This is a genomic window from Streptomyces sp. LS-MS-L19 (assembly GCF_058382285.1).
Genome location: NZ_JBYCLL010000001.1, coordinates 2992511 through 3007143, shown reverse-complemented (window position 1 = coordinate 3007143; position 14633 = coordinate 2992511). Strand labels below are relative to the sequence as shown.

Sequence of the window (14633 nt, the reverse complement as noted above, 5' to 3'; positions counted from 1 at the left end):
GCTCCTTCTCAGGCACCGTGCTCGGCGATGAGCTCGCGAGCAGCGTCGAGGTCGTCGGGGGTCTTGAGCGCGAGCGTCTTCACACCGGGCAGCGCCCGCTTGGCGAGGCCGACCAGCGTGCCGCCGGGGGAGACCTCGATGAACGCGGTGGCGCCGAGCTCCTTGAAGGTCTCCATGCACAGGTCCCAGCGGACCGGGTTGGCGACCTGGCCGACCAGCCGCTCCAGCACCTCGGCGCCGGTGGCGACGGTCTGCCCGTCCTTGTTGGAGACGTACGTGACCGTCGGGTCGGCCGGCGTGAGGTCGGCGGCGGCCTTGGCCAGCGCGTCGACCGCGGGGGCCATGTGGTGCGTGTGGAAGGCGCCGGCGACCTTCAGCGGGACGACCTTGCGGACACCCTCCGGCGGCTCCTCGTTGAGGGCGGCGAGCTGCTCCAGCGTGCCCGCGGCGACGATCTGCCCGGCGCCGTTGACGTTCGCCGGGGTCAGACCCAGCTTCTCCAGGTGCGCGACGGAGACCTCCGGGTCGCCCCCGAGCAGCGCCGACATGCCGGTCCCGGTGATCGCGGCGGCGTCGGCCATGGCCAGACCCCGCTTGCGTACGAGGGTGAGGGCGGCGGTGTCGTCCAGGACGCCCGCGAAGGCGGCGGCGGTGATCTCACCGACACTGTGCCCGGCGACCGCGCCCGGGGCGAGGTCGGAGATGGCACCGAGTGCCGAGGCGGACAGGATTCCGGCCGCGACCAGCAGCGGCTGGGCCACCGAGGTGTCCCGGATGGCGTCCGCGTCGGCCTGTGTGCCGTAGTGGGCGAGGTCCAGTCCGATGGCGTCGGACCACGCGGCGACGCGGTCCGCGGCACCGGGGAGTTCGAGCCAGGGGGTCAGGAAGCCGGGCGTCTGGGCGCCCTGGCCGGGAGCGACGAGTACGAGCACTCTCACACTCTCTCTTGAGGGCGGCCCAAGCCGCCCGTGGGGACAGGGACGAAGAACATGAAGGGGTTTTGTTGGCCCCCGACAAAAGCCTAGGGCTGGAGATCACCGTCGGCCAGACGCCCCAGGATGAGCGCGATCCGCAGTGTGAACGCCGACCGTACATCGGAAGGCGACCAACCGGTGACGTCAGTCACACGTCGAAGCCGGTAGCGCACGGTGTTGGGATGCACGAACAGCATCCGGGCCGCACCCTCCAGACTGGACGCCTGTTCGAGGTAGACGGAGAGCGTCTCCAGGAGCGCGGAGCCGGCCTCCTCCAGCGGTCTGTAGATCTCCTCCACCAACTGCTCGCGCGCACTGGGATCACCGGCCATCGCGCGTTCCGGAAGCAGGTCGTCCGCCAGTACCGGGCGCGGCGCGTCCTGCCAGGCCGAACACGCCTTGAGCCCGGCGGCGGCCGCCTGCGCGGACCGGGTCGCGGCCAGCAGATCGGGTACGACGGGCCCTGCGACCACGGGTCCGGCCGCATAAGGCCCGATCAGCGACTTGGCCACGGCGAGCGGGTTGTCGCTGCCGCCCGCGATCACGACGAGCCGGGCCCCGAGCACCCCGGTCAGCACCTGGAGCTTGGCGTGCCGGGCGGCCCGCCGGATGGCCTCGACGGTGAGTTCGGAGTCCCCCTCGGGGGCGGCGCCCAGCACCACGCACACATGCTCGGGCGAGTTCCAGCCCAGCGCGGCGGCCCTGCTCACGGCACCCTCGTCGGCCTCCCCGCTGAGCACCGCGTTGACGACCAGCGACTCCAGGCGGGCGTCCCAGGCACCGCGTGCCTCGGCGGCCTGGGCGTACACCTGCGCGGTGGCGAAGGCGATCTCGCGGGCGTAGACGAGCAGGGCCTCGCGCAGGACGGACTCGTCACCGGGGGCAGCGACCTCGTCGATCGCGGACTCCATGACCTCGATGGTCGTCCGCACCATCTCGACGGTCTGCCGGAGCGTGATGGCCCGGGTCAGCTCCCGGGGAGCCGTCCCGAACACGTCGGTGGAGATCGCCTGCGGGGCGTCGGGGCGCCGGAACCACTCGGTGAAGGCCGCGATACCGGCCTGGGCGACCAGCCCGATCCAGGAACGGTTCTCCGGGGGCATCGCCCGGTACCACGGCAGCGTCTCGTCCATGCGCGCGATGGCCTGCTGGGCGAGCGACCCGGACGACTTCTCCAGCCGCTTCAGGGTCGCGGCGTGGGCATGGACGACGGACGCGGCGGGATCGGACTTGCGGAGTTCGGGTTCGGGCACGTGGACAAGACTGCCTTATCCGGACGTCAGTGCGCGCCGCCGGGGTTGTGCTTGATGGTTCGGTCGCCTCCGGGGGCGCCTCAGCCGGTTACGGCTCCCTCACGGCCGGTGTCCGGGGTGCAGCCCGACTCGGTGGGCACTTGCCCGACTCGGCCCTGACGCCGTCGGACACGTGGCCACGCGACTACCGTGGTCCCGTGACGGACGTACGGCGCGCCGCGGAGCGCTACCCAGGCGGGGACCCCGGGGCCGGGATCGAGTCGTGGCACGCCTTCTCGTTCGGGCCGCACTACGACCCCGACAACCTCCGGTTCGGCGCGCTGATCGCCTGCAACGAGGAGCGGCTCGCGCCCGGCGCCGGGTTCGACGAGCATCCGCACAGCCACACCGAGATCGTGACCTGGGTGGTCGAGGGGGAGCTGACGCACCGGGACTCCACCGGGCACGAGACGGTCGTACGGGCCGGTGACGTGCAGCGGCTCAGCGCCGCCGCGGGCGTCCGGCACGTCGAGCGCAACGACGCCGGCACCCCGCTGACCTTCGTGCAGACCTGGCTCGCGCCCCTGGAGCCGGGTGGCGAGCCGTCGTACGAGATCGTCCGCGGGATCGCCGACTCGACGCCGTACGCGATCCCGGAGGCGGGCGCGATGCTCCATGTGCGGCGGCTGGCCGCGGGGGAGCGGACCGCGGTGCCGGACGGGCGGTACCTCTACGTCCATGTGGTGCGGGGCGAAGTGCGGCTGGACGGCGCGGAGTTGGGCCCCGGTGACGCGGCCCGGGCCACCGACGCCAAGGAGCTGGACGTGGTGGCGTTGACCGGGGCCGAACTGCTGCTGTGGGAGATGTCCTAGAGCTCGGAGCGCACCGCGTCGGTGAAGGGCGGCCACGCCTCGACCGCCCAGGGCCCGAACGCGCGGTCCGTCAGGGCCACGCAGGCCGCCCCCGCGTCGGGGTCGATCCACAGGAACGTACCGGACTGCCCGAAGTGCCCGAAGGTACGCGGCGAGGACGAGGAGCCCGTCCAGTGCGGGGACTTGGAGTCCCGGATCTCGAAGCCCAGGCCCCAGTCGTTGGGGTTCTGGTGGCCGTAGCCGGGCAGCACGCCCTTGGTGCCCGGGTACTGGACCGTGATGGCCTCGGCGACCGTGCGCGGGTCCAGCAGCCGCGGTGCCTGCACCTCCGCCGCGAACCTCAGCAGGTCCTCGACCGTGGACACCCCGTCCTTCGCCGGCGAGCCCTCCAGGGACGTCGACGCCATGCCCAGCGGCTCCAGGACCGCCTGCCGCAGATACTCCGCGAACGGGATGTCCGTCGCCTTCGCGAGGTGGTCCCCGAGCTGCTCGAACCCGGCGTTGGAGTACAGCCGCCGCTCCCCGGGCGGGGCGGTGACCCGGTGCTCGTCGAAGGCCAGCCCCGAGGTGTGCGCGAGCAGATGCCGTACGGTCGACCCGCTCGGCCCGGCCGGCTCGTCGAGCTCGATCGCCCCCTCCTCGTACGCGACGAGAACCGCGTAGGCCGCGAGCGGCTTGGTCACGGACGCCAGCGGGAAGCGGTGGCCGGCCGGACCGTGGGTGCCGAGGACGGTGCCGTCGGCCCGCACCACACCCGCCGCGGCGGTGGGAACCGGCCAGTTCTCGATCAACGCGAGGCTCTGCAAGGACATGCCACCGAGCCTAAGCCGCGCACAGCCCGAGAATCATCGTGGGGTCGGCCTGGCACACGAACCCGCTCCGCGTGACGTCCTGCCGATTTCTTACCGGTACCGCTTGCTTGGAGTGCACTCCAAGGCCATAGCGTTGAGGCCATGACGGTGATGGAGACCACGAGTACCAGGACCGACAGCTGTGCCGCCCCGCCGCATCCGCACCGGCGCCCCAACGGCCAGGACAGCTACACGATCAGCGAGGTCGTCGCCTTCACCGGCCTGACCGCGCACACCCTGCGCTGGTACGAGCGCATCGGCCTGATGCCGCACATCGACCGCTCGCACACCGGCCAGCGCCGCTACAGCAACCGCGACCTCGACTGGCTCGACTTCGTCGGCAAGCTCCGGCTGACCGGCATGCCGGTCGCCGACATGGTCCGCTACGCGGAACTGGTGCGGGAGGGCGACCAGACCTTCGGCGACCGCTTCAAGCTCCTTGAGGCGACCCGCCGGGACGTCCTGTCCCGGATCGCGGAACTCCAGGACACCCTCGCCGTGCTGGACCACAAGATCAGCTTCTACGCCGAGGCCGATCGCGCCGACTGGGAGAAGGAGAAGGCAGGATGACCGACAGCAGGATCCCCACCGCACGACTGGGCGAGACGGGCCCGGAGGTCGGCGTCCAGGGACTCGGCTGCATGGGCATGAGCTTCGCGTACGGCCCCGTGGACGCGGAGGCGTCCCGGGCCACCCTGGAGCGGGCCCTGGAGCTCGGGATCACGCTCTACGACACCGCGGACGCCTACGGCCAGGGGGAGAACGAGAAGTTCCTGTCCCCGTTCTTCAAGGCCCACCGCGACGAGGTCGTGATCGCCACCAAGTTCGCCCTGTCGATACCCCCGGACGACCCGACCCGCCGGATCATCCGCAACGACCCGCCCTACATCCGCCAGGCCGTCGAGGCGAGCCTGAAGCGCCTGGACGTCGACGTGATCGACCTCTACTACATGCACCGGCGCGATGTGAACGTGCCGATCGAGGAGTCCGTCGGCACGATGGCCGAGCTGGTGCGCGAGGGCAAGGTCAAGCACCTGGGCCTGAGCGAGGTCACCGCGGACGAGCTGCGCGCGGCCCAGGCCGTCCACCCGATCGCCGCCGTGCAGTCGGAGTGGTCCCTGTTCAGCCGGGACATCGAGGCCAAGGTGGTCCCGGCCGCCCGCGAACTGGGCGTCACCCTCGTCCCGTACTCCCCGCTCGGCCGCGGCTTCCTCACCGGCTCCTTCACCAACGCCGACAAGGACCTCACCGCGGACGACTTCCGCCGCCAGCAGCCCCGCTTCACGGGCGAGAACGCGGCGGCCAACGCGGCCCTGCTGGCCCCGATCCGCACGGTGGCCGAGGCGCACGGGGTGTCGCCGGGCCAGATCGCCCTCGCCTGGGTCCAGCAGCAGTCGACGGTCCACGCCCTCCCGGTCGTCCCGATCCCGGGCACCCGCAAGCCGAGCAGGGTGGAGGAGAACGCGGCGGCGACGAGCATCGAGCTCACGAAGGAGGAACTGGAGCTGCTGGAGCCGATAGCCGGCCAGGTGGCGGGCGACCGTTACGCGGACATGCGGTTCTCGTCGGCGGGCCGGGAGTAGGTCAGAGCTCCGCCAGCAACTCCGCCTTCTTCACGGAGAACTCCTCGTCGGTGACCAGCCCGGCCTGATGCAACTCCCCGAGATGGCGGATCCGTTCGGCGATGTCCGCGGGGTCCCGGCGCGGCGCGGCCACGGCCGTGACCGCCGCCGTGGCCCCGCGCTGCTTCACCGCGGCCAGCACCGCGGCGGCGAAGGGCAGCGACTCGTGCACGGGCCCGTACCCGAGCCCGAAGACCACCGCCGCGGGATCCTGGTCCGCCTGCACCGGCCCCGGCTCGCCGCGGAGCAGCCGCAGATGGCCCTCGAAGACCTCCGGCGACCGCCATTCCACGCCGGTCAGCTCGGACACCGGGAAACTCTGGTCGCCGGCCTTCCACTTCGCCGACGACGCCCCGGTCCAGAACCACCGGAAGGCGACGGTACGGCCGTCGAAGGACGCCTTCCCGTCGTACGCCTTGAACTGCAACGGCACCTCGGGCGCCGCGACCAGGAAACGTTCCGCCTGCTCGTCGTCCTCTTTCAGCAGCGCGCGCAGCTCGTCCGCGTAGTACTCGGCGAGCGTCTCCTTGTCCGCCGGCAGCACCAGCCGGTACGGATCGCACCCTTCCTTGAGCTGCCCCGCCGCCGCCTCCATGAGCGGATCCGCCCCCGCCCGCGGCACGGCGTGCAGGACCACCGTGCCCCGCTTGCCGGGAGTCAGCGTCACCCCGGAGATCGCCTCCAGGGGGATCCGTCGTTCCCCCAGCGCCTGGAACAGCTTCGGTGTGCGAATCCCCCGTTCGTAGCGGATGAGCACGGAGTCGGACTCGAACTCCCAGGCGGCATGAAATCCGGCCAGTACGTCACCCATGCGGGTCATCGTATGCGGCACGAGCTTCTTCGTCCCCTCCTCGCGCAGACCGCAGTTCCTGCAGTCTCTACGCGCGTCCGGCCGTGGCCGTGCCGGACAAACCGGCGCGGCAGGCTTCGTCCTCGTGGGCGCAGGCCACCGCGTGGTATGCGCCAATGCCGATCTCGGCGAAGTTGAGCAGGCTCTCCGTTCCGGGCTCGAAGTAACCGGCGTGGCCGTCCGCGCCCCGCGCGGACAGCACCCGCGCACCGAACGCGGAGGACACCGGGTCGGCCCCGTGGCCGAGCCCGCCGACCTCCAGGTACGGCACGTCCTGGATCCAGTCGTCGGTGTCCCGCATGGCCCACACATGCGCGGAGGTGCGCAGGTGGGAGGCGTTGGCGACCCGCATCCCGGGGCTGCCCGCCACCGCGATGTCGGCCACCCGGCCGGGCAGCGCGTGCGCGGCGACCCCGCACACCACCGAGCCGTAGCTGTGGCAGAACAGGGAGACGGGTGTGGCGCCGGGCAGCGCGCGCACCAGCGCGTTCAGCCGTACGGCGCCGTCCTCGGCGCGCATCGCGGTGGCCGAGTCGATGCCGAGACCGGCGGGCGCGGTGTAGTCGGCCCAGGCGATCACCGCCGTACGCGTGGCGGGGCTCGCGTCGCGCTCGGCCCGGTACAGGGCCTTGGCCATGCCGACCGGCGCGGACCAACTGCGCTTGGTGCGCTGGAAGGTGAGCAGGTCGGTGTCGACGCCCGGGACGACGACGGAGACCCGCTCCGCCGTGCGCAGATCGCCGAAGACCTCGGCGACGCGGCCGGAGCCGTCGGGGTTGAAGGCGAGGATGTGGCGGTCCGGGGCGGTCAGCGCCTCGAAGCGGTGCATACGGCGGCCCGCCTCCTGCTGACCGGCCGGCGTGAGCCGGGAGTCGTGCATGCGCTCACGCTCGACGGCACGGGCCTTGAGCAGCGCGAGACGGTTGGCCTGGTACCGCAGTCCGACCGGGGCGCCGTTCATGTTGCCGACCGCGAGCGGGTAGCGCTGGGCGAGGCGGACGCGGTCCTGCGAGGTGAGCGAGGCGAAGAACCGGGAGAGCTGGGCGGGGGCGGCGTCCGGGTCGGGCAGCCGGTGTCCGTGCAGGCGGCCGTGCGTCCAGGAGTCGAGGGAGGCCTGGAGCGGGGTGGCCTCCCGCTGGTTGCGCAGCGCGGTCCATCCGGTGGTCGCCAGCATCACGAACACCACGGCCAGCGCGAGCAGTGCGCGCCAGACGTTGAGTTGCGGGGAGGTGTCGAAGGAAGTCACTGAAAGGACACACTAGGAGAACGGGACGGTCTCGGGTTAATCGAGTGACGGGTATCACGTTTTGGTGTAAGGGGCCCACTTGCCCGCCAGGGCCGGTCCCAGCAGTTCGAGGTGGGAGACCGTGAGCTCCCGCATGGCCTCCAGGCTGAAGTCCCCCTCCGTCAGCCACTGCCGCTCCGTCACCCGCATCACCCCGCCGAAGGCGGCCACCATCAGGCGCGGCCGCGGGTCGGTGTCCGCGTCGAGGCCCTCGCGGTCGGCGAGCACGCGCGCGAGGACGTCCTCGACCTCCACGGAGCGCCGCAGATGGGCGGCGAGCAGGACGGGTGTCGACTCGATCACCCGGTACAGGGCGAGGAACCGCTCCACCGGTACGACCGAGTCGACGACCTCGTGCAGGGTGTCCCAGCCCTCCAGCACGGCCTGGCGCAGCGCCTCCAGCGGGGTCTCGTGCGCGGGGCGCGCGCGTACCGCCTCGACGAAGCGCGCGACCGTCATCTCGTCGAGCGCGAGGGCTGCGTCCTCCTTGCCGGCGAAGTAGCGGAAGAAGGTGCGCTGCGAGACGCCGACGGCGTCGGCGATGTCGTCGACGGTCGTGCCCTCGTAGCCGCGGGTGGTGAACAGTTCGATGGCGACCCGGAGCAGAGCCTCCCGGGTGCGCTGTTTCTTGCGTTCGCGCAGTGTTTCCATTGGTGTCAGTTACCGACTTGTGAATTGGTTTGTCAATTGTCAGTGGCTGTCACTAGCCTCGAACACATGACTAGTCAGACCACCCTCGACAAGACGGGGCCGGGGGACGGAGCGTCCCCGTCGGATCGGGCGCCCGCCTCCGGGCTGCGCGGCCACCCGTGGCTCACCCTCCTGACCGTGGCCGTCGGCGTCATGATGGTGGCCCTCGACGGCACCATCGTGGCGATCGCCAACCCGGCCATCCAGGCCGACCTCAAGGCGAGCTTCGCGGACGTCCAGTGGATCACCAACGGCTACTTCCTCGCCCTGGCGGTCGCCCTGATCACCGCGGGCAAGCTCGGTGACCGCTTCGGCCACCGCCAGACCTTCCTGATCGGTGTCGTCGGCTTCGCCGCCGCCTCGGGCGCGATCGGGCTGTCCAGCTCCATCGCCGCGGTCGTCACCTTCCGCGTCTTCCAGGGCCTGTTCGGCGCGCTGCTGATGCCGGCCGCGCTGGGTCTGCTGCGGGCCACCTTCCCGGCCGAGAAGCTCAACATGGCGATCGGCATCTGGGGCATGGTCATCGGTGCCTCCACCGCCGGCGGCCCGATCCTCGGCGGTGTGCTCGTCGAGCACGTCAACTGGCAGTCGGTGTTCTTCATCAACGTGCCGGTCGGCGTCCTCGCCCTGGTCCTGGGTGTGCTGATCCTGCTCGACCACCGCGCGGAGAACGCCCCGCGCTCCTTCGACGTGCTGGGCATAGCCCTGCTGTCCGCCGCCATGTTCTGCCTGGTGTGGGCGCTCATCAAGGCCCCGACCTGGGGCTGGGGCGACGGACTGACGTGGACCTTCATCCTCGCCTCCGTGGTCGGCTTCGGGCTGTTCGCCTTCTGGGAGACGAAGGTCAAGGAGCCGCTGATCCCGCTCGCGCTGTTCCGCTCGGTGCCGCTGTCGGCGGGCGTGGTGCTCATGGTCCTGATGGCGATCGCCTTCATGGGCGGCCTGTTCTTCGTGACGTTCTACCTGCAGAACGTGCACGGCATGAGCCCGATCGACGCCGGTCTCCACCTGCTCCCGCTCACCGGGATGATGATCGTCGGCTCCCCGCTGGCGGGGGTGCTGATCACCAAGCTCGGCCCGCGCATCCCGCTGGCCGGCGGTATGGCGTCGGTCGCGATCGCCATGTTCGGGATGTCCACGCTGGAGACCGACACCGGCAGCGCGGTCATGTCCCTGTGGTTCGCGCTGCTCGGCCTCGGCCTCGCGCCGGTGATGGTCGGCGCCACCGAGGTCATCGTCGGCAACGCGCCCATGGAGCTGTCCGGGGTGGCCGGCGGTCTCCAGCAGGCCGCGATGCAGATCGGCGGCAGCCTCGGTACGGCCGTCCTGGGCGCCGTGATGGCCTCCAAGGTGGACGGCGACCTCGCGGGCAACTGGAAGGACGCGGGCCTGCCTCCGCTCACGCCGGCGCAGTTGGACCAGGCGTCGGAGGCGGTGCAGGTGGGTGTGCCGCCGGTCGCCAAGGGCACCCCGCCGGAGATCGCGGCGAAGATCGCGGACGTGGCCCACGACACCTTCATCTCGGGCATGAGCCTCGCGTCCCTGGTCGCGGCCGGTGTCGCCGCCTTCGCCGTTCTCGTCGCCCTGCTCACCAAGCGCGGTGCGAACGCGGAAGCGGGCGCGGGCGTGGGGCACATCTGAGAAACCGCTGGTCACGCCTGACGGGACGTCAGCGTTCTTCCCCTATCAGGGTGAAGGGGCTAAAGATTTCTCGCACCCGGTGCACGCCGCAGGTCACAGTAAGTCAAGCCCTCCGCACGGCACGCTGAGTGTCACGGGGAGGGCGGACGGCGCTGCGGCGCGCTGCCGGAGGGGGGCGGCGCGCCGCAAGGCCGGAGGATTATCGGCCGGAACCGGGGTACCCGCATCGTTGAACCCGAGACGAACCCAACCAACCAAGGGTGTCAGGGAGTTGATGATGGCGGGCTTGGGACACGGAACGCGCAAGTACCCCCGATCACGTGGCCGGACGTGGTCACGGAGCGGGCCGGATCGCGCGACGCTCGGAATCATCGGAGTCATCTGCGCGGTCGCCGGTTTCTTCGTGCTGGGCATCATTCTGGGCCCGGTCGCGATCGTCTGCGGTTGGCTTGCCATGGGCCGTAGGTGGCCGGGCGGCGGCGACCGTAACTGGCCGGCGCTGGTCGCCTTCGTACTGGGCGCCATCGACACGCTCCTGGCGATCATCTGGCTCGTCGGAGCGGCCACCCCGGGCAGCGGCATGTTCTGACCCGGGGCGCGTGAGGGAAGGGCCCCCGGTGGGACGACCGGGGGCCCGCCTCATGTCTGCCGACGGCTCGCGCGGCTCCGTGGACTTGCTGTGGTGGTCACGGAGCGGGCCGGATCGCGCGACGCTCGGAATCATCGCCGGGGGTCTGGGGGTGTCCCCCAGAGGGGTCGGTATCTGCGCGGTCGCCGGTTTCTTCGTGCTGGGCATCATCCTGGGCCCGGTCGCGATCGTCTGCGGTTGGCTTGCCATGGGCCGTAGGTGGCCGGGTGGCGGCGACCGTGCCTGGCCGGCCCTGGTCGCCTTCGTACTGGGCGCCATCGACACGCTCCTGGCGATCATCTGGCTCGTCGGAGCGGCCACCCCGGGCAGCGGCATGTTCTGACCCGGGGCGCGTGAGGGAAGGGCCCCCGGTGGGACGACCGGGGGCCCGTCCGCGTCTTCGGCCGGGGCTGCCTTCAGCCGCCGACCGATGTCTTGCGCAAGGCCGCCACCTCCGCGCGCAGTGCCCGTACCTCCTCCGTCAGGGCTCTGATCGCCTCCGTCTGCTGGCGTTCCTCCACGTCGTCCTTCTCGAAGCGTTCGATGAACCACGCGGCGATGTTGGCGGTGACGACACCGAGGAGGGCGATGCCGGAGAGCATCAGGCCTACCGCGATCATCCGGCCCAGGCCGGTCGTCGGAGCATGGTCGCCGTAGCCGACCGTCGTCATGGTGGTGAAGGACCACCACACCGCGTCACCCAGTGTGCGGATGTTCCCGTCCGGGGAGTCCCGCTCCACCGACAGCACCGCCAGTGAGCCGAACATCAGCAGCCCGACGACCGCCCCGCCCACATACGTCGTCACCCTGATCTGCGAGGCCATCCGCGCCCGCCGCCCCACCAGCAGCAGCGTGGAGACCAGCCGCAGCAGCCGCAGGGGCTGTATGAGGGGGAGCACCACGGCGCACAGGTCCATCCAGTGCTGCCGTACGAACCCACGGCGGTCCTGCGAGAGCGACAACCGCATGAGGTAGTCGACGGCGAACACCGCCCACACCACCCACTCGACCACCGTGCACGCCGCCGTCAGCGAATGCCCCGCCGAGGTGTCGACGATCGGCACGGCATAGGCGACGGCGAACAGCACCGCGAGCGCCAGAAGGGGCCGCTGGGTGTGCTGTTCCCAACGGGCCTGCGCCGACAGTTCTTTCATGCCCGCATCGTAAGGAAACGGTGAAGGGCAGGGGAGCCGAAGCCCACCTGCCCCTCGTTCGTCCGAGCCGAGCGCAGCGGTTACGCGTCCCCGCCGGCCGCCCCAGGATCAGCGGCGGCGACATCCAGCAACTGGTACCGGTCGATCGCCTGCTTCAGCACCGACCGGTCCACCTTCCCCTCCCGGGCCAGCTCCGTCAGCACCCCCACCACGATCGACTGCGCGTCGATGTGGAAGAACCGCCGCGCCGCCCCCCGGGTGTCCGCGAAACCGAACCCGTCCGCGCCCAGCGACTGGTACGTCCCCGGCACCCACCGCGCGATCTGGTCCGGAACCGCCCGCATCCAGTCGGACACGGCCACGAACGGACCCTGCGCGCCGGCGAACTTGCGCGTCACGTACGGCACCCGCTGCTCCTCCTCCGGGTGCAGCAGGTTGTACTCCTCGCAGGCCACCGCCTCGCGCCGCAGCTCGTTCCAGGAGGTCGCCGACCAGACGTCCGCCTTGACGTTCCACTCCTCGGCGAGGATCTTCTGCGCCTCGACCGCCCACGGCACCGCCACCCCGGACGCGACGATCTGCGCCGGGATCGACCCCGACGTGCCCTCGCTGAAGCGGTAGACGCCCTTCAGGATGCCCTCGACGTCCACGCCCGAAGGCTCGGCCGGGTGCTGGATCGGCTCGTTGTAGACGGTGAGGTAGTAGAAGACGTCCTCACTGTCCGGGCCGTACATCCGCCGCAGCCCGTCCTGCACGATGTGCGCGATCTCGAACCCGAACGCCGGGTCGTACGCCACACAGCCCGGGTTGGTCGAGGCGAGCAGCTGCGAGTGGCCGTCCGCGTGCTGAAGACCCTCACCGGTCAGCGTCGTACGCCCTGCGGTCGCACCCAGCACGAAACCACGCGCCAGCTGGTCCGACATCTGCCAGAACTGGTCTCCGGTGCGCTGGAAACCGAACATGGAGTAGAAGACGTACACCGGGATCAGCGGCTCGCCGTGCGTCGCGTAGGCCGAACCCGCCGCGATCAGCGAGGCCGTGCAGCCCGCCTCCGAGATGCCGTCGTGCAGCATCTGCCCGGTCGGCGACTCCTTGTACGCAAGGAGCAGCTCACGGTCCACCGACTCGTACTGCTGACCGAGCGGGTTGTAGATCTTCGCACTCGGGAAGAACGAGTCCATGCCGAACGTCCGGTACTCGTCCGGCGCGATCAGCACGAACCGCTTGCCGAGCTCCTTGTCCCGCATGAGGTCCTTGAGCAGCCGCACGAAAGCCATGGTCGTGGCGATCGACTGGTGCCCGGAGCCCTTCTTCACGGTCGCGTACGTCTTGTCGTCCGGCAGCGCGAGCGGCTTGGCGCGCACCACGCGCGTGGGGACGTACCCGCCGAGGCCCAGCCGGCGGTCGTGCATGTACTGGATCTCCTCCGAGTCCCGGCCCGGGTGGTAGTAGGGCGGCGCGCCCGACTCCAGCTCCTTGTCGGAGATCGGCAGGTGCAGCCGGTCGCGGAAGCCCTTGAGGTCGTCGACCGTCAGCTTCTTCATCTGGTGCGTGGCGTTGCGGCCCTCGAAGTTGGGGCCCAGCGTCCAGCCCTTGACCGTCTTCGCGAGGATGACCGTCGGCTGGCCCTTGTGCTCCACGGCCGCCTTGAAGGCCGCGTAGATCTTCTTGTGGTCGTGACCACCGCGGCCCAGGTGCAGGATCTGGTCGTCGGTCATGCCCTCGACCATCGCGCGCAGCCGCTGGTCGTCGCCGAAGAAGTGGTCGCGGATGTACGCGCCGGACTCGGTCGCGTACGTCTGGAACTGGCCGTCCGGCGTGGTGTTCATCCGGTTGACGAGGATCCCGTCGCGGTCCTGCGCGAGCAGCGGGTCCCAGGTGCGGTCCCAGATCAGCTTGATGACGTTCCAGCCGGCGCCCCGGAAGACCGACTCCAGCTCCTGGATGACCTTGCCGTTGCCGCGCACCGGGCCGTCCAGGCGCTGGAGGTTGCAGTTGACGACGAAGGTCAGGTTGTCCAGGCCCTCGCGGGCGGCGATGGTCAGCTGGCCGAGCGACTCCGGCTCGTCCATCTCGCCGTCGCCGAGGAACGCCCACACCTGCGACTTGCTGGTGTCGGCGATCCCGCGCGCGTGCATGTAGCGGTTCATTCGCGCCTGGTAGATCGCGCCGATCGGGCCGAGGCCCATCGACACGGTCGGGAACTCCCAGAAGTCCGGCATGAGGCGCGGGTGCGGGTAGGAGGACAGCCCGTGCGGCGCCTTCGACTTCTCCTGGCGGAACGCGTCGAGGTTGTCCTCGCTGAGCCGGTCGAGCAGGAACGCGCGCGCGTAGATGCCCGGGGAGGCGTGGCCCTGGAAGAAGACCTGGTCGCCGCCGTCGCCCTCGTCCTTGCCGCGGAAGAAGTGGTTGAAGCCGACGTCGTAGAGGGAGGCGGAGGAGGCGAAGGTGGCGATGTGCCCGCCGACGCCGATCCCGGGACGCTGGGCGCGCGAGACCATGACGGCCGCGTTCCACCGGGTGGCGTTCAGGATCTTCCGCTCGATCTCCTCGTTGCCGGGGAAGAACGGTTCAGCCCGGGTCGGGATGGTGTTCACGTAGTCCGTGCTGCGCATCTCGGGCACGGCCACGCGCTTCTCGCGGGCCCGCTCGATGAGCCGCAGCATCAGATAGCGGGCCCGCTCCCGGCCGCGCTCGTCCACGGCGGCGTCGAGGGAGTCGAGCCACTCCTGGGTTTCCTCGGGATCGAAGTCAGGAACCTGACTCGGAAGGCCGCCAATGATGATCGGGTTGCGATCGGATCCGGAAGCCACGCTGTTCCTTACCTGTCAGAG

The 14633-nt window shown here is 70.6% G+C and carries 14 protein-coding genes; 6 read left to right on the top strand and 8 right to left on the bottom strand.

Annotated features, from left to right (window positions below; translation table 11 throughout):
- Positions 1 to 8: 8 nt before the first annotated feature.
- Both AC2XR2_RS13275 and AC2XR2_RS13270 read right to left on the bottom strand, forming a co-directional pair.
- Positions 9 to 932 carry an ACP S-malonyltransferase gene (locus tag AC2XR2_RS13275; protein WP_381303267.1) on the bottom strand — a complete coding sequence of 308 codons (924 nt, stop codon included), beginning with the start codon at positions 930 to 932 and terminating at the stop codon, positions 9 to 11.
- Between the two features lie 89 nt (positions 933 to 1021).
- Complete coding sequence (locus AC2XR2_RS13270) at positions 1022 to 2227, bottom strand: PucR family transcriptional regulator (RefSeq protein WP_356454440.1); 1206 nt, start codon at positions 2225 to 2227, stop codon at positions 1022 to 1024.
- A gap of 197 nt (positions 2228 to 2424) precedes the next feature.
- On the opposite strand from AC2XR2_RS13270, the gene AC2XR2_RS13265 reads away from it, so the two are divergent.
- Entirely contained in the window at positions 2425 to 3078 is a 654-nt protein-coding gene (locus AC2XR2_RS13265) for a pirin family protein (protein ID WP_491515135.1), read from the top strand.
- Here the strand turns inward: AC2XR2_RS13265 and AC2XR2_RS13260 are convergent.
- Positions 3075 to 3890 carry a serine hydrolase domain-containing protein gene (locus tag AC2XR2_RS13260; RefSeq protein ID WP_449351115.1) on the bottom strand — a complete coding sequence of 272 codons (816 nt, stop codon included), beginning with the start codon at positions 3888 to 3890 and terminating at the stop codon, positions 3075 to 3077. The genes AC2XR2_RS13265 and AC2XR2_RS13260 overlap by 4 nt on opposite strands.
- A gap of 141 nt (positions 3891 to 4031) precedes the next feature.
- Between AC2XR2_RS13260 and AC2XR2_RS13255 the strand changes: the two genes are divergently transcribed.
- On the top strand, positions 4032 to 4499 hold the full coding sequence (locus AC2XR2_RS13255; RefSeq protein WP_356454432.1) for a MerR family transcriptional regulator: 468 nt from the start codon (positions 4032 to 4034) through the stop codon (positions 4497 to 4499).
- On the top strand, positions 4496 to 5512 hold the full coding sequence (locus AC2XR2_RS13250; RefSeq protein WP_381303258.1) for an aldo/keto reductase: 1017 nt from the start codon (positions 4496 to 4498) through the stop codon (positions 5510 to 5512). The genes AC2XR2_RS13255 and AC2XR2_RS13250 overlap by 4 nt, the downstream gene beginning before the upstream one ends.
- 1 nt (position 5513) lies before the next feature.
- Here AC2XR2_RS13250 and AC2XR2_RS13245 read toward each other — a convergent pair whose 3' ends face one another.
- From AC2XR2_RS13245 to AC2XR2_RS13235, 3 genes are read right to left on the bottom strand one after another with little or no spacing between them, the layout of a single operon-like run.
- Positions 5514 to 6371: a DUF4429 domain-containing protein gene (locus AC2XR2_RS13245; protein WP_330269747.1), complete on the bottom strand. Its 858-nt coding sequence runs from the start codon at positions 6369 to 6371 to the stop codon at positions 5514 to 5516.
- A gap of 58 nt (positions 6372 to 6429) precedes the next feature.
- Positions 6430 to 7647, bottom strand: coding sequence for an alpha/beta hydrolase (locus AC2XR2_RS13240; RefSeq protein WP_491515134.1), 1218 nt, complete (start codon positions 7645 to 7647; stop codon positions 6430 to 6432).
- 54 nt (positions 7648 to 7701) lie between these two features.
- Entirely contained in the window at positions 7702 to 8337 is a 636-nt protein-coding gene (locus AC2XR2_RS13235) for a TetR family transcriptional regulator (protein ID WP_330267237.1), read from the bottom strand.
- A gap of 66 nt (positions 8338 to 8403) precedes the next feature.
- Here AC2XR2_RS13235 and AC2XR2_RS13230 point away from each other — a divergent pair, with 66 nt between their 5' ends.
- The 3 genes from AC2XR2_RS13230 (at position 8404) to AC2XR2_RS13220 (ending at position 10988) form a co-directional block, all read left to right on the top strand.
- Entirely contained in the window at positions 8404 to 10017 is a 1614-nt protein-coding gene (locus tag AC2XR2_RS13230) for an MFS transporter (RefSeq protein ID WP_381303252.1), read from the top strand.
- Positions 10018 to 10291: 274 nt separating this feature from the next.
- A complete protein-coding gene (locus tag AC2XR2_RS13225; protein WP_449351119.1) occupies positions 10292 to 10606 on the top strand; it encodes a small hydrophobic protein in 315 nt (104 codons plus the stop codon).
- A gap of 52 nt (positions 10607 to 10658) precedes the next feature.
- Positions 10659 to 10988 carry a small hydrophobic protein gene (locus tag AC2XR2_RS13220; RefSeq protein ID WP_491515133.1) on the top strand — a complete coding sequence of 110 codons (330 nt, stop codon included), beginning with the start codon at positions 10659 to 10661 and terminating at the stop codon, positions 10986 to 10988.
- Between the two features lie 73 nt (positions 10989 to 11061).
- Here AC2XR2_RS13220 and AC2XR2_RS13215 read toward each other — a convergent pair whose 3' ends face one another.
- Both AC2XR2_RS13215 and aceE read right to left on the bottom strand, forming a co-directional pair.
- Positions 11062 to 11799: a potassium channel family protein gene (locus AC2XR2_RS13215; RefSeq protein WP_330267240.1), complete on the bottom strand. Its 738-nt coding sequence runs from the start codon at positions 11797 to 11799 to the stop codon at positions 11062 to 11064.
- A gap of 80 nt (positions 11800 to 11879) precedes the next feature.
- Complete coding sequence (gene aceE / locus AC2XR2_RS13210; RefSeq protein WP_491515132.1) at positions 11880 to 14612, bottom strand: pyruvate dehydrogenase (acetyl-transferring), homodimeric type; 2733 nt, start codon at positions 14610 to 14612, stop codon at positions 11880 to 11882.
- Positions 14613 to 14633: the final 21 nt, after the last annotated feature.